Origin of the sequence: Paenibacillus campinasensis (assembly GCF_002272015.1) — a bacterium.
GTDB lineage: Bacteria > Bacillota > Bacilli > Paenibacillales > Paenibacillaceae > Paenibacillus_AQ > Paenibacillus_AQ campinasensis.
Window position 1 is genome coordinate 1 of record NZ_NPBY01000083.1, and the last position, 19,552, is coordinate 19,552.

A 19,552-nucleotide genomic window follows, 5' to 3' on the forward strand; every position below is an offset into this window, starting at 1 on the left:
ACAATTTTTTCAAGCAAAAAATATACTAACATATGGGCGTGGAAAATTCAACAAAAAAGTTTTAGAGAAAGCGAATTGGATGATAATGAAGAGAGGGGGCGAAAGGATAGCACAAGGCTCGCTGCTTTCCTTGACCTAAGATGAAAATTTATGATTTTTCCTCGGCGCAGCGGGCTCGTGACCTCCTTGTTTTTTTACTTGGAGCACATATGCTATAATCTAAAATTATGAAAAACGGGATTGGAAAGGAGGTGTCCTTATCAAGGACGCAAACTCCCCAGCACATGAGGATAAAAACGTCATCCTGTTTCCGAAAACGCTGGACTTTTATCAGATTCAGCTGACGGTGATGCTGGAAAACGAACGATACGGGGAGGCCATGGAAATCCTTCGGTTTTTGCTGAAATGCGGCGGGCAGAACGAACGTCACTACCAGGAGTGGGAGGCGCTGCTGGAGTGGCTGGAGGCTGCTTTTCCCGAATCAGCCGGGCTGCAGGGGGATCTCGGGCAGGACATCGAGGAGGATTCCGACGAAGAGGAAATCACCCGGAGAATGGTCAGCGATAAAGTTGCCCAAGACCCGGGATATACGGATAAGCTGCTGGCTTCCGTGATGAACGGCCCGTTAACCGAGCAGACGATCCTGGCTTTGGAGCAGCTGGCTTACCTGGATCGGCCGGAAATCGACGAGGCGCTTGTCACGTGGCTGAAAGAGACGCCGCTTCATCCGCTGCTGCAGTTCCGCGTGCTTCAGACGCTGCGCAAGCGCGGCGCGGAGGGAAGTGTGGTCATTACGCGGGGACATGAACCGGCCGAGATCGATATCGATACGGTGCCGTTAACCCCGAGCGAATTTCCGCTGGCGATTACTCGGATTCTCGAGCGCGTGGCTGATCAGACTGAAGTGCATGAGCCGACATTATTTTATTTCGCCCAAGAGCTCTGGTCCCAGTTCGTCATGGCGGTATACGGTACGGCAGATTATGCCTCCATGCTCGAGGAAGACGATTCGTCGCTGGACATCTGGGCGGCGGCGCTGCATGACATTGTATCAGAGAGCCTGAAGGGCATCCGCAGCGAAGAGGAGATTCGGCCGCTGTACGGGATAACGGACACCATGCGTTTCCGATATGAGCAGGCCTATCGGTCTCTCAAGGAATTTGTGGCGGCAGGCATGGACGACTAGATTATATTGGTAAACGTTTACGGTATCGGCCGGCAAGGGGTTACCCTTGAAAAAGGTGATAATGTTGTTTATACTATAGTGGTTATTCGGTACGTGATACCTGATTGCGCCAACCACGTGAATTATTTTGGAGGGGAAAGCATAAATGAAAGCAACTTGGGAAAAAATAGAGAAGAACCTTGGCGTTCTTGACGTTGAGGTTGAAGCGGAGCGCGTTGCGTCCGCCCTCGACAAAGCCTTTAATAAAGTAGTGAAAAAAGCGAGTGTTCCTGGATTCCGTAAGGGTAAAGTGCCTCGTTCGATCTTCGAAGCTCGTTTCGGAGTGGAAAGCCTGTATCAGGACGCGATCGACATCCTGCTTCCTGAAGTATACAGCGAAGCTGTAGAACAGACAGACATCTTCCCGGTGGATCGCCCTGAAGTGGAAATCGAGCAGTTCGCGAAAGGCCAAGCCTTCAAGTTCAAAGCAAAAGTGATTGTGAAGCCTGAAGTGAAGCTTGGCGATTACAAAGGCATCGAGGTTGCCGCTGTCAAGGCCGAGGTTTCTGAGGAAGAGTTGACCCAAGAGCTGGAGCGTCTGCAGCAGCGTCATGCTGAGCTGGCTGTCATCGATGAAGGCGCAGCGGTTTCCGGTGACATCGTCGTGATTGATTTTGACGGTTCGGTTGACGGCGTTCCTTTTGAAGGCGGACAAGCTGAGCGCTACTCCCTCGAGCTTGGAAGCAACAGCTTCATTCCAGGCTTTGAAGATCAAGTGATCGGTATGGCAACGGGAGATTTCAAGGATGTTGAAGTGACATTCCCTGAGAACTACCATGCCGAAGATCTGGCTGGCAAGCAAGCTGTATTCAAAGTGAAGGTTCATGAAATCAAGCGCAAGCAGCTTCCTGAACTGGATGACGAGTTCGCTAAAGACGTTAGTGAATTCGATACGCTGGACGAGTACAAGGAAGATCTTAAGAAGCAGCTGCTGACTCGCAAAGAGCAAGAGGCTCAAGGCGTTCGCGAGAACGAAGCTGTAGAGAAAGCTGCGGCTAACGCTGAGGTGGAAATTCCTCAAGCGATGATCGATTCCGAAGTTCAGAACATGATGCGCGATTTCGACAACCGTCTTCGTCAACAAGGCATGAACCTCGAAATGTTCCTCAGCTTCTCCGGGCAGTCCCAGGCGGACCTGCAAGGACAGATGAAGGACGATGCTGAGAAGCGCGTTCGCAACAACCTTGTGCTTGAGCAAATTGCCAAGGAAGAGAAGCTGGAAGTAACCGAAGAGGAAATCAACAAGGAACTGGATAACATGGCTGATACCTACAAGCGTTCTGCCGATGAAATCCGCAGCATTCTTGCCGCTAACGGTTCCCTTGACAGCCTTCGTGAAGAACTGCTTCTTCGCAAAACGATCGACTTCCTGTTGGAAAACAGCGTAGAAGGTCCTGCTAAAGAAGCAACCGCTACTGAAGAATAATACCCGGCAGCTGCCGAAGCTGCTTTATACAGGATAAGGCACGTACATTTATGCGTGCCTTATTTTTAACCAAGAATATCCAAATTGATCCTAATTTCGACATGAATTGGATATCTTTATTCGGCATACATAATGAGACAAGTTGGCAGGATATATTCCTCGGGAAGTTCATAGAATGTAATCAGGGTTAAAAAATGACATCGTGCTTTGAACGTGTTAGAATACCCTTGTAACGCAAAAGTTTATTTTTCAAGGAAAGAAGGTTGGTCGCATGAGTCTTGTACCTATGGTTGTAGAGCAAACCAGCAGAGGCGAAAGATCTTACGATATCTACTCGAGATTGCTGAAGGACCGCATCATCTTCCTCAGCAATGCGATCGATGACGATGTTGCCAATCTTGTTATTGCCCAGCTGTTGTTTCTGGCTGCGGAAGATCCGGAAAAAGACATCCATTTGTACATTAATTCTCCTGGCGGTTCGGTAACGGCCGGGATGGGTATATACGATACGATGCAGTTAATCAAGCCTGATGTGTCCACCATTTGCGTCGGCATGGCCGCCAGCATGGGGTCGCTGCTGCTCACAGCTGGAGCTCCGGGAAAACGGTATGCTCTTGAGAACAGCGAAGTGATGATTCACCAACCGCTCGGTGGCATTCAAGGTCAGGCATCCGATATTCAGATTCACGCGGATTGGATCATCAAGACCAGACAGAAGTTGAACCAAATCTATGTGGAGCGTACCGGTCAGCCCCTTGAAAAAATCGAACGCGATACAGACCGCGACTTCTTTATGAGTGCGGAGGAAGCGAAGGCATACGGAATTATTGACGAAGTTCTGTCTTCACCGATTAAATCCTAAGGGGTGGTAAATGCATGTTTAAATTTAATGATGACAAAGGGCAGTTGAAATGCTCTTTCTGCGGCAAGTCGCAGGAGCAGGTCCGTAAGCTTGTTGCGGGGCCCGGCGTTTATATATGTGACGAATGCATCGACTTGTGCTCGGAGATCGTGGAAGAGGAGCTCGGGCATGAGGAGGAAGTGGATCTCAAGGACATTCCGAAACCGCGCGAGATCCGCGATATTCTCGATCAATACGTCATCGGACAGGAGCAGGCCAAGAAGTCGCTTTCTGTAGCGGTATACAACCACTACAAGCGGATCAACACCCAGAGCAAGATCGAGGATGTTGAACTGCAGAAGAGTAACATTTTGCTGCTGGGACCGACTGGTTCGGGTAAAACACTCCTGGCCCAGACGATGGCCAAAATTTTGAATGTTCCGTTTGCTATTGCGGATGCAACTTCACTTACGGAGGCTGGATACGTCGGCGAGGATGTAGAGAACATTCTGCTCAAGCTTATTCAGGCTGCCGATTATGATGTGGAGAAAGCGGAACGCGGCATTATCTATATCGACGAAATTGATAAGGTGGCACGTAAATCCGAGAACCCGTCCATTACGCGCGACGTGTCCGGGGAAGGTGTACAGCAGGCACTCCTGAAGATTCTGGAAGGAACGGTAGCCTCTGTTCCTCCTCAAGGCGGACGCAAACATCCGCATCAGGAATTCATTCAGATCGACACGACCAACATTCTGTTCATCTGCGGCGGTGCCTTTGACGGCCTCGAGCAGTATATCAAGCGCCGGATCGGCAAAAAAGTCATTGGCTTCAACGCATCAGGCGAAGGTCAGAAGGATCTGAAGCCGGGTGAATACCTGACGATGGTGCTTCCTGAAGACCTGCTGAAATTCGGTCTCATTCCGGAGTTCGTAGGCCGTTTGCCAGTCGTGTCCACGCTGGAGCCGCTTGATGAGCAGACGCTCGTTCGGATTCTGTCCGAGCCGAAGAACGCGCTCACCAAGCAATATCAGAAGCTGCTTGAGCTTGACAACGTCGACCTCAAATTTGAGCCAGCGGCGCTCGAAGCGATTGCCCGCGAAGCGATCAAGCGCAATACCGGTGCTCGCGGACTTCGTTCCATCATTGAAGGCATTATGCTTGATGTGATGTATGAGGTCCCTTCGAGAGAAGACATTACCGAATGTGTCATTACGGAACAAGTTGTTAAGGATAAAGTCATTCCTGAGCTTCAGTCCAAGGACGATCAGAATGACAACAAACAGGAAGAAAGCGCCTAAGCGATCCTTGCTATAGACGCGTTATAAATCAGCGCCAGTTCTCCACTCCGCCCGCTCAAGTTATGGGAAGGAGTGGAGCTTTGGCGTATACGGGAGAGATCGTATCATGTTTTTGAGACAGGACACACGGCCCGTCAAAGTGGGGAATCTCACAATAGGGGGAAACAACGAAGTCATCATCCAAAGCATGTGCACCACCAAAACCGCGGATGTGGAAGCAACGGTCGCTGAAATTTTACGGCTGGAGGAAGCAGGTTGTCAGATCGTCCGGGTTACGGTAAACAATGAGGAAGCTGCTGCGGCAATCAAGGAGATCAAGAAACGGATTCACATTCCTCTTGTCGCCGATATTCACTTCAATTATAAGCTGGCACTGCTGGCGATCGAGAACGGCATCGACAAGGTCCGGATCAATCCGGGCAATATTGGCCGTCGTGAGAAGGTTGAAGCAGTGGTTAAGGCATGCAAGGAGAAAGGCATTCCGATTCGGATCGGGGTGAATGCTGGCTCGCTGGAGAATCATCTGCTGGAGAAGTACGGTTACCCAACTCCGGAAGCGATGGTAGAGAGTGCGCTGTATCATATCGGCATTCTGGAGGAGCTTGATTTTCACGATATTATCGTATCGCTCAAGGCTTCAGATGTTCCGATGGCGATAGCGGCCTATACGAAAGCTGCCGAGGTCATTCCATATCCGCTGCATCTCGGCATTACGGAGGCGGGCACGCTGTTCGCCGGAACCGTGAAAAGCGCCGCCGGGCTAGGCGCGCTTCTGTCGCTCGGAATCGGCAATACGATGCGCATCTCGCTCAGTGCGGATCCGGTGGAGGAAGTGAAGGTGGGACGCGAGCTTCTGAAGTCGTTTGGTCTCATTTCGGATGCTCCGACGCTTGTTTCCTGTCCGACTTGCGGACGCTTGGATATTGATCTGTTCTCTATCGCCAACGAGGTTGAAGAATATATATCCAAGCTGAAGGTGCCGATCAAGGTATCCGTGCTTGGCTGTGCCGTCAACGGACCGGGCGAAGCGAGAGAGGCCGACATCGGGATTGCGGGTGCTCGCGGAGAAGGGCTGTTGTTCCGTTATGGGGAAATGATCCGGAAAGTTCCGGAAGAGACGATGGTCGAGGAACTGAAGAAGGAAATTGACCATATCGTGAAAGTGTATGAGGAAACGGGAGAAATCCCGGGCCGCAAACACAAGTCCACCGTGTAAAATAGGCGCTTTATGTATCTGCGCTGGCTTTTGCCAACGACATATTTTGCAGCGTAGTTCACTGCTGCAGACGACCTTCGGTTCAGACCGAAGGTCGTCTTTTTTGATTCGGAATTCCTCTGTGCGTTTTACCGGAAGCGTAATCGGCAATACTACCATGTATTGACGAAAGTTGCTTGAAGAATATGGAGAAACAGGAGGAATGTCTTGTGAATCTGAGTATAGTCATTATGCTGGTTCAGCTGTTTTTTGCAGTGGTCATCGGCATTTATTTTTGGAATTTGCTCCGAGGGCAGAAAACGAGTAAAACAGCGGTGGACCGGGAGTCGCGCAAGGAGCTCGACAAACTTCGCAAGCTCCGGTCTGTTTCACTGACAAAGCCGCTTGCCGAAAAAACAAGACCTCAGAGCATGGAGGATATTATCGGACAAAAGGATGGACTGCGTGCACTCAAGGCCGCGCTCTGCAGCGCCAACCCGCAGCATGTCATTGTGTATGGGCCGCCCGGCGTCGGGAAGACGGCCGCAGCGCGTGTCGTGATGGAGGAAGCGAAGAAAAATCCGCTGTCTCCGTTCAAATCCGATGCCAAATTTACGGAAATTGATGCCACGACAGCCCGGTTTGACGAAAGAGGCATTGCCGACCCTTTGATCGGCTCCGTGCATGATCCGATCTACCAGGGAGCCGGAGCGATGGGCGTAGCCGGCATTCCGCAGCCGAAGCCGGGAGCGGTCACCAAGGCGCATGGCGGCATCTTGTTCATCGACGAAATCGGTGAACTGCACCCGATCCAGATGAATAAGCTGTTAAAAGTGCTTGAGGATCGCAAAGTATTGCTGGAGAGCGCATATTATAATTCTGAGGATGCCAATACACCGGCGTACATCCACGATATTTTTCAGAACGGTTTGCCTGCGGATTTCCGTCTGGTCGGTGCCACTACCCGTTCACCGGAAGAGATTGCGCCTGCGCTTCGTTCGCGTTGTATGGAAATCTTCTTTCGTCCGCTGCTTCCCGATGAGATCGGACAGATCGCCGAGGACGCCATTCAAAAGATCGGCTTGAAGCCTTGCCCGGAAGCGGTGGAGGTTGTGAAGCGTTTCTGTACGAATGGGCGGGAGGCCGTCAACATGATCCAATTGGCTGCAGGGCTTGCGCTTACAGAGAAAAGAGATTCGCTTCGTGCATCGGATGTGGAATGGGTGGCGAGCAGCAGTCAGCTGCAGCCCCGCCCCGATCGCAAAGTGCCTGACAAGCCTCAGGTTGGCCTTGTGAATGGGCTGGCCGTGTACGGTCCGAATATGGGGGCACTGCTGGAGATTGAAGTTTCCGCCGTTCCTGCCGATAAAGGAAAGGGGACCTTTAATATTACCGGCGTGGTGGATGAAGAGGAATTCGGAGGCGGGGCGCGGAAGCTTCGCCGGAAAAGCATGGCCAAGGGCTCGATCGAAAACGTGCTGACCGTGCTCAGCTCAATGGGCTTCCGTCCGAAGGACTATGATCTGCATATCAACTTCCCGGGAGGTACGCCGATTGACGGTCCATCGGCCGGCATTGCCATGGCAACGGCTATCGTGTCGGCGCTGCGTAACATTGAGATTGACAACATGGTGGCGATGACCGGCGAGATCAGTATTCACGGCAGGGTGAAACCGATTGGCGGTGTCATTGCCAAGGTAGAGGCCGCATTTCAGGCAGGAGCGACGCGCGTGATTATCCCGAAAGACAATTGGCAGACACTGTTCGAAGACTTGCAGGGGCTTCAGGTTATTCCTGTGGAGTCGGTGGAAGAAGTGTTCTCTCATGTGTTTGGCGGCGAGCTGAAAGCTGACGTCATTCAGCTTCCGGCTAATGAGGCGTATCCGCCCGCATCGGCTTCCCTGCTTCAGGCCACGCCTCCTCACAGCGGCCAAATCACGGACGCAGGCAGCTGCTAATGCCCAAGCGGTTGGTTTTTTATACGCAGATTTGATAAAATAGAAATAGTGTCAACATTGAGAGCCATTGGAGGTGCGAAAGCGATGGGACCCAGTAAATCCAAAGGTCGTCGTTTTCCTTTACTGCCTTTAAGAGGTCTGCTCGTCTATCCTAGCATGGTGCTTCACCTGGATGTCGGGCGGGAGAAATCGGTAAAGGCATTAGAAAAAGCGATGGTGGAAGACAATTTGATTCTCCTGTGTTCTCAATCGGAAGTGAACATTGAAGAGCCGACGCAAGAGGATATTTTTCGAATTGGTACAGTCGCAAATGTAAGGCAGATGCTGAAGCTTCCAAACGGAACCATTCGTGTCCTGGTGGAAGGGATGGAACGTGCGGAGATTATTGAATATACGGATCAAGAGGAATACTACGAAGTCATTGCCCGGGAACTGCCTGAAGCAGACAACAATGACCCTGAAGTTTCCGCTTTGATGCGGACCGTGCTGTCACAGTTCGAGAACTATATCAATTTGTCCAAGAAGGTTACGCCGGAAACTTTGGCGGCCGTTTCCGATATTGATGAACCGGGACGTCTAGCGGATGTCATTACAAGCCATCTGTCATTAAAGATCAAGGATAAGCAGGAGATTCTTGAAACAATAGACGTTCGTAAACGTCTGGAGAAGCTGCTGGATATTCTGAACAATGAGCGCGAAGTGCTCGAGCTGGAACGCAAGATCAATCAGCGCGTCAAGAAACAGATGGAGAAGACGCAGAAGGAGTATTATCTGCGCGAGCAGATGAAAGCGATCCAGAAGGAGCTAGGCGATAAGGAAGGCCGTGCCGGCGAAGTTGAGGAGCTCCGCAGCCAGCTGCAGGAGATGGAGCTTCCGGAAGTGGTGCACGAGAAGATCGAGAAGGAAATCGATCGCCTTGAGAAAATGCCAGCCAGCTCGGCCGAAGGCGGCGTGATCCGGAACTATGTCGATTGGCTGCTGGCGCTGCCTTGGACGTATACAACAGAGGATGATCTGGATATCAACAAGGCGGAGCAAGTGCTGGATGAGGATCACTACGGTTTGGAGAAGCCGAAGGAGCGTGTGCTCGAATATCTGGCTGTTCAGAAGCTTGTGAAGAAGATGAAGGGGCCGATTCTCTGCCTTGTAGGTCCGCCAGGGGTAGGTAAGACCTCCCTCGCCCGTTCGATCGCAAGATCGCTTGAGCGCAAGTTCGTGCGTATCTCGCTCGGCGGGGTTCGGGACGAGGCTGAGATCAGAGGTCATCGCCGGACGTATGTTGGAGCAATGCCGGGACGCATCATCCAGGGAATGAAAACAGCCGGCTCCCTGAACCCTGTATTTCTGCTGGATGAAATCGACAAGATGGCTTCGGATTTCCGCGGGGATCCGTCTGCAGCGCTGCTGGAGGTGCTGGACCCTGAACAGAACAACACCTTTAGCGATCATTTCATTGAAATTCCGTTCGACCTGTCCCAGGTGATGTTTGTAACGACAGCGAATGCGCTGCACAACATTCCCCGGCCGCTGCTCGACCGTATGGAAGTGCTGTACATTCCGGGTTATACCGAGCTGGAGAAGCTGCAGATCGCCACGCGCTATCTGCTGCCGAAGCAGAAGAAAGAGCACGGGCTGCAGCCTGAACAGCTGGAGCTGGACGAGGAAGCGCTGCTGAAAGTGATTCGTGAGTACACTCGGGAATCGGGTGTACGTAATCTTGAGCAGCAGATTGCGGCGCTGTGCCGGAAAGCGGCGAAGAGTATCGTTACGAACGAGTCGGAATCGATCGCGATCCACGCTGACGACATCAAGGATTATTTAGGCATTCCGAAATTCCGCTACGGTATGGCGGAGCTCGAAGATCAGGTCGGAACTGTAACGGGGCTGGCCTGGACAGAGGTCGGCGGCGAGACGCTCACCATTGAGGTCACCGTCGTTCCGGGTACCGGCAAGCTGACCTTGACCGGGAAGCTGGGCGATGTGATGAAGGAGTCGGCTCAGGCTGCATTCAGTTACACAAGATCCAAGGCGACAGAGCTGGGGATTGACCCTGATTTCCATGAGAAGCTGGATGTCCATATCCATATTCCTGAAGGTGCGATTCCGAAGGACGGACCTTCGGCGGGCATCACCATCGCGACGGCGCTTATCTCATCATTAACGAAGCGGCATGTCGCACGGGATGTGGCGATGACCGGTGAAATCACGCTGCGCGGGCGCGTGCTTCCGATCGGCGGATTAAAGGAAAAGTCACTGGCTGCCCACCGGGCCGGCTACAAAAAAATACTGCTCCCCAAAGATAACGAGAGGGATTTGCGGGACATTCCCGACAGCGTGAAAAATGATGTTGAGTTCGTCCCTGTGTCCCATATGGATCAGGTGCTCGAGCATGCACTCGTAGAGCAGGCGGGAGTTCACTAGAGAGGAAGCCCTGATATATGAAAGTAACAAAAAGCGAATTTGTGGTTAGTGCTGTAGGTCCTGCTCAATACCCAGATGACGCCTTGCCGGAGATTGCTCTGGCAGGGCGTTCCAATGTGGGCAAGTCGTCGCTGATCAACCGTTTGATATCCCGTAAGAATCTGGCGAGAGCCAGCGCTACGCCGGGAAAGACACAGCAATTGAACTATTACCGTGTTAACGATGATCTGTACTTTGTTGATTTTCCGGGCTATGGGTACGCCAAGGTATCCAAGGCACAGCGGGCGCAGTTCGGCGTGATGATTGAGAAGTATCTGCTGAACCGCGAGGAGCTCAAGCTTGTGCTGCTGGTGGTGGATATGAGACATCCGCCTTCCAAGGATGATATCAGCATGTATGAATGGCTGCAGCATTATGATCGTCCGGTCTGTGTTGTGGCCACAAAAGCGGACAAGATCCCGAAAACAAAATGGCCCAAGCATATTAAAATTGTAAAAGAGACGCTTGGCTTCAAGCCTTATCACTCCCTGGTCATGTTCTCGTCGGAGACAGGGCTTGGCAAGGATGAATTGTGGGAGGTCATCGAGTCGAGAATCGGTGCTGGAGACGATCAGTCCGAAGCGCCAACCTCTTAATAAGACAAGCGTGATGAATCTCATACCATCTTTATGCAGCACCGGATCTTCTGGACCCTTTCTCAAGGGTTCAGCAGGATAACGGTGTTTTCTTTATAGGAAAGTGAGCATCTTAGTGGAAATATGAGCTGGAAACGCGCTCAAACCGTTTTTTTATGAAATATGATGAATATTCTCGTCTGGCAGGCAGGAAAGACATCCATGGTGTGCAGTATAATGTTACTAAGGATTGTTAAAAGAATTGAGGGAGATTTTTATGGCTCAGCGGTTAGCCACAGAGTATGTAAATGCCACGATGCAAATGCCGGATGTTCAAATGGATCAATTTCTGAAGTGTACCAGTGCTTTCCGGGTAAGTTGCCGGGTGAAAGTATTGGATGCCGGAGAGCAGGAGATCGTGCTCGAAGACGAGAGCGGGGAAGAAGTTCATTTGCCCTTCGAGCGCAGAAATGGCTTGTATATCTGTGAGCTGTCGTGCCGATTGGCCGCTCCTAGGTTGACCAATGCCGTACGAAAGCTGTTTGCGGCCTATAAAGGCTCGGGCACAGTGAATCGGGTGTATCACGGCTTCGTAATGAGCTATGAATACCTGAACGGGATCGTGCAGAGAATCACCCAGGTTGCTGGAAATGACAGCATCGTCATATATGAATACAAGAATACGGCTGGAGAACTGCAGCGTCTGTTTAACAGTACAGAGGCGGAGAAAGAGATCGAGCGGATTCACCGGCATATTAATGAGCTTCTTGACGCGCGGATTATAGCGGGCAGCGACCGGAGTCGGGTAATGCAGATTGATGAGCAGCTGCGAAGCTATAATCAGCGGTTGTTCGTGCTGGAAGCCTGATTGGCAAGCGGCAGGCTCGCAAGTCGTCTCGAAGTCGGCGGATAACCTTCTTTCCGATTGGCAGGCGAACAGACCTTGGACACCACGGTTCAGTGGGGTTTAAGGTCTTTTTTATGGCGGCAATGGCCATGCAGAGCATGGTTATCCGGCGCTTGCTGAAGGCGATAAAGACGGGCTCGATATTGTACACTTTTCCGCTGATGGCATCATATATTGAGCTGTGAAATAAATATGGGACATTTTTTGAAAAAGGTGTTGCATTTCGCCGCTATAGATGTTATTTTTAATCTCGTTGAAAACAATATAGGAACCAGGATTCACTCAGGACATGTAATGTTGCGAGAGATTATTCCCTCGGGAAGTGAATGACGTAGGTCCTAGCGGATGAAATTTTCAAACATTTTATTCCTAGGAAGGGGGAACCCGGAAGATGGAGTACTCAACTTTCGGAAGACACGTTGCTGTTGATACTTGGGGAGTCGACTTTGAATTATTGAACAGTGCAGAATTTTTACAAGCTCAGATGGTGGAAGCCGCTGAAGCCTGTGGAGCAACGGTATTATCCGTCCAATCCAAGCAATTTGAGCCACAAGGCGCTACGGTGCTTGTATTGCTGTCGGAAAGCCATCTCTCGATTCATACGTATCCTGAGAGAGGTTTTGCTGCGATTGACTGTTACACCTGCGGGGAGACGGTAGATCCGCAATTGGCTATTGACTACCTGGTATCCGTTTTGAAACCTGAAAAATGCTATGCGAAGAAGCTTGTTCGGGGACTTGGCGAAATGACGGTTGAAACGCCGGAAATGAAGCAGGCCGAACTGGTGTAAGATAGGCCTTTAATTGATGATGAGTATACAATAACCATGGAGTTTTCCATGGTTATTTATTTTTGCGGACCGGGCGTAGACAAGCCTTTGAATACATAAAGGAACAATGGGTAATTAAACGGTATATCTCCATCCGAATAGAACAACAATAGTAAGAAAGTGTCTGTATCCGAGCGCACAGGCAAGGATGAAGAGTATGGGGATTTCATAAACATTTCATAAAATGGACCAGGCTCTAATGTTCAATGTGATATAATGAACGAGGTTAAGTTGTCCTATTAGATTCACAAATGGTTAGCCAACTTGAGATATAGGCAGGTGAAATGCAATGCACATTATCGTTGTCGGCTTGAACTATCGCACAGCGCCTGTGGAAGTCAGAGAACGCTTTGCATTTTCGGAGGAAGAGCTGCCCGAGGCGTTGAAGCAGCTGAAGTCGACCAAAAGCGTATTGGAGGGCGTCATTGTCGCTACTTGCAATCGCACAGAGATTTATGTGGTGGTTGACCGTCTGCATATGTGCGGATATTTTATTCGCAGCTTTATGGAGCAGTGGTTCGGCATCAATCGTGAAGCATTTACGCAATATTTATATATATATGAAGATGAGCAGGCGATCTCTCATCTGTTCAAGGTTGCTTGCGGCCTCGATTCCATGGTGATTGGGGAGACCCAGATTCTAGGGCAGGTCCGCAGCGCCTTTCTGACGTCCCAGAAGGAGCAGGCGACAGGGACCTGGTTCAACATGCTCTTTAAACAAGCGGTCACGCTGGGCAAGCGCGCGCACTCGGAGACATCGATCGGGGAAAGCGCAGTATCTGTAAGTTATGCAGCCGTGGAGCTCGGCAAGAGGATCTTCGGCTCGTTCCACAATAAGAAAGTGCTCATTCTCGGCGCTGGCAAAATGAGTGAACTGACCGTCAAGCATCTGTATGCGAACGGAGCGGCTGAAGTGGTTGTGGCCAACCGTACGCTTGCCCGGGCACAGGAACTGGCCCTCAAGTTTGACGGGAAAGCCTGCACGATCGATGAAGCTACCCGTGCTTTGCATGATATTGATATTGTGATCAGCTCCACCGGGGCCAATGAATATGTGCTCGTTCCGGAGCGGGTGAAGGAAGCGATGAAGAAACGCCCGTCGCGGCCGCTGTTTATGATCGATATTGCTGTTCCGCGTGACATTGATCCCGCTGTAGGCGAGCTGACCGATGTATTTCTGTATGATATTGACGATCTGGAAGGGATTGTCGAGACGAATATGGAGATGCGGCGTGCCGAAGCGGCCAAGATTGAAGTTATGATTCAGGAAGAGATCGAAGCCTTCCATTCCTGGCTTAGAATGATGGGTGTGAGACCGGCGATCCGGGCACTTCAGGATAAGGCGAGCAGCATTCATGAAGAAACGTTAACGAGCCTGTTCAACAAGCTGCCTGAGCTGGATGAACGTCAGCGGAAAGTCATCCGTCGTCTGACCAAAAGCATCGTAAACCAGATGATGCATGACCCGATTAACCGGATCAAGGAAATGACAGGCGGCAAGCATGGAACGGAAGCGCTGGATTACTTTACCCATATCTTTGCCCTGGAGGAGCTGATCCAGGAGAACGAACAAGGTGCAGCCAGCCGCTCGAAGCTGAATGCCAAAGCTTCTTCTGCACAAGCCGTATCCTCAAACACTGCGGATGCACAGGCGGAGGAGAAACCGGTCAAGGTGTCTCTGTCCCCGGCCACGCTGTAAGGTGGTGAGCGGCGATATGCTGTTAAACCTCATTTATAATACCGGCATTTGTATCTATGCCCTGAGCCTTCTGTTTTATATCTCGGATTGCGTATCGCGCAATCCGGTGGCGAAGCGGATAGGCACAGGGCTTCTTGTCATTACATCGCTGCTTCTGGCAGCGGGCATCGGCTTGCGGGCGATGACCGAGGGACATTTTCCGGTATCAACGCCTTCGGACTTTTTGCTGCTGCTGGCGTTCAGCATCGCTGTTATATCATTGGCATTTCACTGGCTGAACAAATCCGAGTATGCGATTCTACTGATGAATATCGTCGGTTTTGCCGTCATGCTGCTTAATCGGCAGTGGATCTCGGAGGGAAACAACGTATTGACGAGCTGGGAGACCGAGCAGCGCTTGCTGCTGTTGCATATCGGGCTGGCCAGTATCAGTTTTGCCGCGCTTACGGTCGGTGCGGTGTTTGCGGCCATGTATATGTTCCTGCACCGGAAGCTGAAGGTGAAGCAGTGGAATGATACAATTCGCCGTCTGCCCAGTCTGGAGATGCTTGATCTGTACAGCTACCGGGCGCTGATCATTGGAACATGGATATTGGTCGGCTCACTTGCGCTGGCTGTGGTGTCGGTAGCCTCTGCAGGGCGCTGGTCTCTGCTGACGGATATCAAGGTGCTGACAACGCTGATTGCGCTTGGGATGTATATGGTTTATTTTATGAAGCGAAGGCTGTGGAAGTATACGGGGAAACAAGCAGCGTTATGGGCATTGGTAGGTTATGGATTCATCGTTCTGAACTTTTTCCTGAATGCCTGGTCCAATTTTCACAGCTGGGCGGGAGTGTGATGATAGATGGCTTATGAGCTTCCGGTGATGCTAAACTGTGAAGGAAGGCTCTGTCTGATTATTGGCGGCGGGAAGGTGGCGGAGCGCAAAGCTTCTGCATTGCGGGAGGCGGGGGCAAGGCTGTGTGTGATCAGCCCCTTGCTCAAGAGCGCCCGTCTCGCCGGGTGGGCAGATGACGGTTCTATTGAATGGAAGGCCCGGGCCTACAGGGAAGGCGACCTGAACGGGGCCTTTCTTGTGCATGCGGCGACGGATGCCCCCGACGTAAACGCCAAAATTGCGGCGGATGCGGATCGGCTGGGCATTCTTGTGAATGTGGCGAGCAAAGGCAGCTCCGGGTCATTTACCAATCCCGCGGTGCTTCGGCGGGGAAGATTGACTGTGGCCATCGCGACTTCAGGAGCTGGACCGATGGCTTCCGTAACGATCAAGGAGCAGCTGGAGCATCAGTTCGGGGAGGAATATGAAGCGTATCTTGATTTCCTATATAGGATGCGTACCGCTATTAAAGATGAGGTGGAGTTGCCGGAGCAGCGAAGACGTTTGCTCCACAAGCTGTACCGCCTGGATATACTCGAGGAGATTCGGCGGGGGGACAATGCCAATGCCCCGTGGGACCCGGATAAGATCAAGCAATGGATTGAACAGAATCGGGAGGAATAGATATGACGCGAACAATTGTAGTGGGCAGCAGGCAAAGCGCGCTTGCGCTTACCCAAACCGGGCACGTGATTGATGATTTGAAACGGATCGCGAAGGAGCAAGGGCTGGAATACGAATTCGAAGTGAAGAAAATTGTCACGAAGGGAGACCGCATTCTGGATGTGACATTGTCCAAGGTCGGAGGCAAAGGCTTGTTTGTCAAAGAGATTGAGCAGGCTATGCTGGACGGCGAGATTGATATGGCCGTCCACAGCATGAAGGATATGCCGTCCGTTCTGCCGGAAGGGCTTACGTCCGGTGCGGTGCCTGTGCGGAAGGATCCGAGAGACTGTCTGATCTCCAAGGTCGGTGGAACCCTTGATGATCTTCCGCAAGGCGCGAAAGTCGGGACAAGCAGCCTTCGTCGCTCAAGCCAGCTTAAGGCTTACCGGCCTGACCTGCAGGTTGAATGGATTCGCGGGAATATCGATTCCCGTCTTCGCAAGCTGGAGGAAGGCGAGTATGATGCGATTATTCTTGCTACAGCAGGCCTGCAGCGGATGGGCTGGGAAGACAGGGTGACTTCTTATCTGCCGGTGGAGATCAGCCTGCCTGCTGTCGGACAAGGGGCGCTTGGCATTGAATGCCGCGAGGATGACCAGGAGCTGCTGCAGCTGCTCGCGTTATATAACGATGAGGCTACGGCACGGACGGTGGCGGCAGAGCGAAGATTTCTGAGCGAGCTCAATGGCGGCTGCCAGGTGCCGATCGGAGCTTATGCCGTGCTGAAAACCGGGGATTCCCTTGGAGACGGAAACATCATACAATTAACAGGAATGGTTGGCTCACCGGAAGGCGATATCATCCTGAAGGAATGTGCGGAGGGAACGGATCCCGAAGCGCTCGGGATGGAAGTGGCTGAGAAGCTGAAGGCCAAGGGAGCGGAGAAGATACTGGCGCAAGTTAGGGGATGATCGGATGGCTGGCAAGGTGTATTTGGTAGGTGCAGGACCGGGGGATGCCCGGCTGATCACGATCAAAGGCAAGGAATGCATTGAGAAGGCGGATGCCATCGTTTATGACAGGCTGGCTAGTCCGCGGCTGCTCGGATGGGCAAGGCCGGGAACACAGAAGGTGTATGTCGGAAAGCTGCCGGACAGGCATACGATGAAGCAGGAGGAAATCAATCGTTTGCTGGCCGACCTTGCCCTTGAAGGGAAGGTTGTGGTGCGGCTGAAGGGCGGAGATCCTACCATTTTCGGCCGGGTCGGAGAGGAAGCCGAGCTGCTGCGGCAGCTGGGCATTCCTTATGAGATTGTCCCGGGGATCACCTCGTCGATCAGCGTTCCGGCGTATGCCGGTATTCCGGTTACGCATCGTGATCTTGCCTCCTCCCTGTCAATTATTACGGGGCATGAGAGCCCGGACAAGCTGGACCGAATGATCCAGTGGGACAAAGTGACGAACGCCACTGGCACGCTGATTTTTATGATGGGCGTTGCGAAAATCGGTTACATCAGCCAGCAGCTGATCAAGCACGGCAGATCGCCGGCTACGCCGGTTGCGTTGATCCGGTGGGGCACACGGGCGGAGCAGGATACGCTGGTGGGCACGCTGGCGGATATCGAGGAGCGAGTGAAGGCGGCTGATTTTCAGCCGCCTGCCGTTATCGTTGTAGGCGAGGTGGTGCATCAGCGAGAGAAGCTGCAATGGGCGGAGCATCTGCCGCTGTTCGGCAAACGCATCCTGGTTACGCGCGCGCGCAGTCAGGCCAGCGCGCTCGTATCCCGAATCGAGGAGCTCGGCGGTGAGCCGTACGAGTATCCTGTCATTGACACCGTTATGCCGGATTCGGAGGAAGTGCTAAGCGGCGTGAGACATGCGATGGAAGAGCTCGGTACATATGATTGGGTGTTCTTCACCAGCGTAAACGGCGTCGATTATTTCTTCCGGCATTTGAAGGCATGCGGCAAAGATATCCGCGCGCTGGCATCAGCGCGGATCGTGGCCGTGGGGCCTGCTACGGGAGAGGCACTGCGGGAGCGGGGCATCGCTGCGGAGGTGCTTGCCGAACGCTTCCAGGCCGAAGGGCTGATTGATGCGTACGGGCCAGTGCTTGCTCCCGGGCAGCATGTATTGCTGCCGAGAGGAGACAAGGCCCGCCGCTGGCTGCCGGAGAAGCTGGCAGCGCTTGGGCTGCACGTAACGGAAGCGGTGATGTATGAAACGGTGCTTGTCGGTGAACATGATGACGAGCTGATGAAGCTGCTCATGGAAGGGGCGGTGCATGCGGTAACGTTCACCAGTTCCTCGACGGTGACCAACCTGCTTCAAGCGCTGAAGAGCATGGGGGTCGAGCGTCCGGCGGAGCTGCTGCAATCATCGAGCATTTTCTGCATCGGTCCTGTGACGGCGAAGACTGCCGAGGATGCCGGACTGCAAGTGAGCAGAACGGCCGATGAAGCTACCATCGACAGTCTCGTGCAGGCGCTGTGTGAATGGAATGCAGATAATCCGAGACGCCTTCAGGCGCTGGAGAAGCTCAACCTATAACGGGAGCGGGCAGCGCGCTATGGCATGTGAAATATAAATCAACATCTTTTGGAGGTATAACCAATGGCTTTTCCTATCGTACGCCACCGCCGGCTGCGCCAAAATGCCGGCATTCGAAGCATGGTCCGCGAGACGGTGCTGCATGTTGAAGATTTGGTTCAGCCAATCTTTGTATCTTATGGAAGCGGGGTTCGCACGGAAATCTCCTCGATGCCGGGCGTGTTCCAATTTTCACTCGACACGCTGAAGGCAGAGGTAGACGAGATTGTATCGCTCGGAATTCCCGCCGTCCTTCTGTTTGGCATTCCGGAAACGAAGGATAGCGTAGGGACCTCCGGATTCGACGAAAATGGCATCGTGCAGGAAGCGACGCGGTTAATCAAGCAATGGTATCCGGATTTGACTGTGATTGCCGACACCTGCTTGTGCGAATTTACCGACCATGGCCATTGCGGTATGGTGCATACCTTTGAGCGGGACGGCCATGTCCATGGGGATGTGCTGAACGACGAATCGCTTGAACTGCTCGCTCGCACAGCGGTTTCCCAGGCGAAGGCCGGGGCCGACATAATCGCTCCATCCAATATGATGGATGGGTTCGTCCAGGCCATTCGCGCTGGACTCGACGAGGCCGGCTTCGAGAATGTACCGATCATGTCATATTCGGTCAAATATGCTTCGGCTTTCTACGGACCATTTCGCGATGCTGCAGATTCTGCGCCGCAGTTTGGCGACCGCAAAACCTATCAAATGGATCCGGCCAACGTCAGGGAAGCGCTGCGTGAAGCCGAATCCGACGTGCTGGAGGGGGCTGACATGCTGATGGTGAAGCCGGCTATGGCTTATCTTGATGTAGTCCGGCTGCTTCGCGATCAATTCGATCTGCCCATCGTCGCTTACAATGTGAGCGGGGAATATTCGATGATTAAAGCGGCCGCCCAGCAAGGCTGGATCAGCGAACAAGCGATTGTGATGGAACTGCTGACCAGCATGAAGCGGGCGGGTGCCGACATCATCATCACCTACTTCTCTAAAGATGCGGCCCGCTGGATGCGCTAGTGTCGTCGATGTAGTTCATTACTATTAGTACAGTTAGGAGT

The 19,552-nt window shown here is 52.3% G+C and carries 16 protein-coding genes; all 16 read left to right on the forward strand.

Features of this window, described 5'->3' with window-relative positions; all coding sequences use genetic code 11:
* Positions 1–349: 349 nt before the first annotated feature.
* Positions 350–1,186, forward strand: a complete 837-nt coding sequence (locus tag CHH67_RS23285; protein ID WP_095267765.1) for a hypothetical protein — start codon at positions 350–352, stop codon at positions 1,184–1,186.
* A 145-nt stretch (positions 1,187–1,331) separates the two neighbouring features.
* On the forward strand, positions 1,332–2,651 hold the full coding sequence (gene tig, locus CHH67_RS23290; RefSeq protein WP_095267766.1) for a trigger factor: 1,320 nt from the start codon (positions 1,332–1,334) through the stop codon (positions 2,649–2,651).
* Positions 2,652–2,922: 271 nt separating this feature from the next.
* Entirely contained in the window at positions 2,923–3,513 is a 591-nt protein-coding gene (gene clpP, locus CHH67_RS23295) for an ATP-dependent Clp endopeptidase proteolytic subunit ClpP (protein ID WP_095267767.1), read from the forward strand.
* 14 nt (positions 3,514–3,527) lie between these two features.
* Positions 3,528–4,793 (forward strand): ATP-dependent protease ATP-binding subunit ClpX, encoded by a 1,266-nt coding sequence (clpX, locus tag CHH67_RS23300; RefSeq protein WP_095267768.1) that lies wholly within the window; start codon positions 3,528–3,530, stop codon positions 4,791–4,793.
* A gap of 106 nt (positions 4,794–4,899) precedes the next feature.
* Positions 4,900–6,009: a flavodoxin-dependent (E)-4-hydroxy-3-methylbut-2-enyl-diphosphate synthase gene (ispG, locus tag CHH67_RS23305; RefSeq protein WP_095267769.1), complete on the forward strand. Its 1,110-nt coding sequence runs from the start codon at positions 4,900–4,902 to the stop codon at positions 6,007–6,009.
* A 185-nt stretch (positions 6,010–6,194) separates the two neighbouring features.
* A complete protein-coding gene (gene lonB, locus CHH67_RS23310) occupies positions 6,195–7,946 on the forward strand; it encodes an ATP-dependent protease LonB (protein ID WP_155618591.1) in 1,752 nt (583 codons plus the stop codon).
* Positions 7,947–8,030: 84 nt separating this feature from the next.
* Complete coding sequence (gene lon / locus CHH67_RS23315) at positions 8,031–10,367, forward strand: endopeptidase La (RefSeq protein WP_095267771.1); 2,337 nt, start codon at positions 8,031–8,033, stop codon at positions 10,365–10,367.
* A gap of 17 nt (positions 10,368–10,384) precedes the next feature.
* On the forward strand, positions 10,385–11,002 hold the full coding sequence (gene yihA / locus CHH67_RS23320) for a ribosome biogenesis GTP-binding protein YihA/YsxC (protein ID WP_095267772.1): 618 nt from the start codon (positions 10,385–10,387) through the stop codon (positions 11,000–11,002).
* A 256-nt stretch (positions 11,003–11,258) separates the two neighbouring features.
* Entirely contained in the window at positions 11,259–11,849 is a 591-nt protein-coding gene (locus CHH67_RS23325; RefSeq protein ID WP_095267773.1) for a non-ribosomal peptide synthetase module, read from the forward strand.
* Between the two features lie 430 nt (positions 11,850–12,279).
* Complete coding sequence (speD, locus tag CHH67_RS23330) at positions 12,280–12,678, forward strand: adenosylmethionine decarboxylase (protein WP_095267774.1); 399 nt, start codon at positions 12,280–12,282, stop codon at positions 12,676–12,678.
* A 328-nt stretch (positions 12,679–13,006) separates the two neighbouring features.
* Entirely contained in the window at positions 13,007–14,416 is a 1,410-nt protein-coding gene (hemA, locus tag CHH67_RS23335) for a glutamyl-tRNA reductase (RefSeq protein WP_095267775.1), read from the forward strand.
* A 16-nt stretch (positions 14,417–14,432) separates the two neighbouring features.
* Positions 14,433–15,257, forward strand: coding sequence for a cytochrome c biogenesis protein CcsA (gene ccsA / locus CHH67_RS23340; RefSeq protein ID WP_095267776.1), 825 nt, complete (start codon positions 14,433–14,435; stop codon positions 15,255–15,257).
* Positions 15,258–15,263: 6 nt separating this feature from the next.
* Positions 15,264–15,920: a precorrin-2 dehydrogenase/sirohydrochlorin ferrochelatase family protein gene (locus CHH67_RS23345; protein ID WP_095267777.1), complete on the forward strand. Its 657-nt coding sequence runs from the start codon at positions 15,264–15,266 to the stop codon at positions 15,918–15,920.
* A gap of 2 nt (positions 15,921–15,922) precedes the next feature.
* Positions 15,923–16,873 carry a hydroxymethylbilane synthase gene (hemC, locus tag CHH67_RS23350; protein ID WP_095267778.1) on the forward strand — a complete coding sequence of 317 codons (951 nt, stop codon included), beginning with the start codon at positions 15,923–15,925 and terminating at the stop codon, positions 16,871–16,873.
* Between the two features lie 4 nt (positions 16,874–16,877).
* Positions 16,878–18,452 carry a uroporphyrinogen-III C-methyltransferase gene (cobA, locus tag CHH67_RS23355; RefSeq protein WP_095267779.1) on the forward strand — a complete coding sequence of 525 codons (1,575 nt, stop codon included), beginning with the start codon at positions 16,878–16,880 and terminating at the stop codon, positions 18,450–18,452.
* A gap of 63 nt (positions 18,453–18,515) precedes the next feature.
* Positions 18,516–19,511, forward strand: a complete 996-nt coding sequence (gene hemB, locus CHH67_RS23360) for a porphobilinogen synthase (RefSeq protein ID WP_095267780.1) — start codon at positions 18,516–18,518, stop codon at positions 19,509–19,511.
* Positions 19,512–19,552 lie beyond the last annotated feature (41 nt).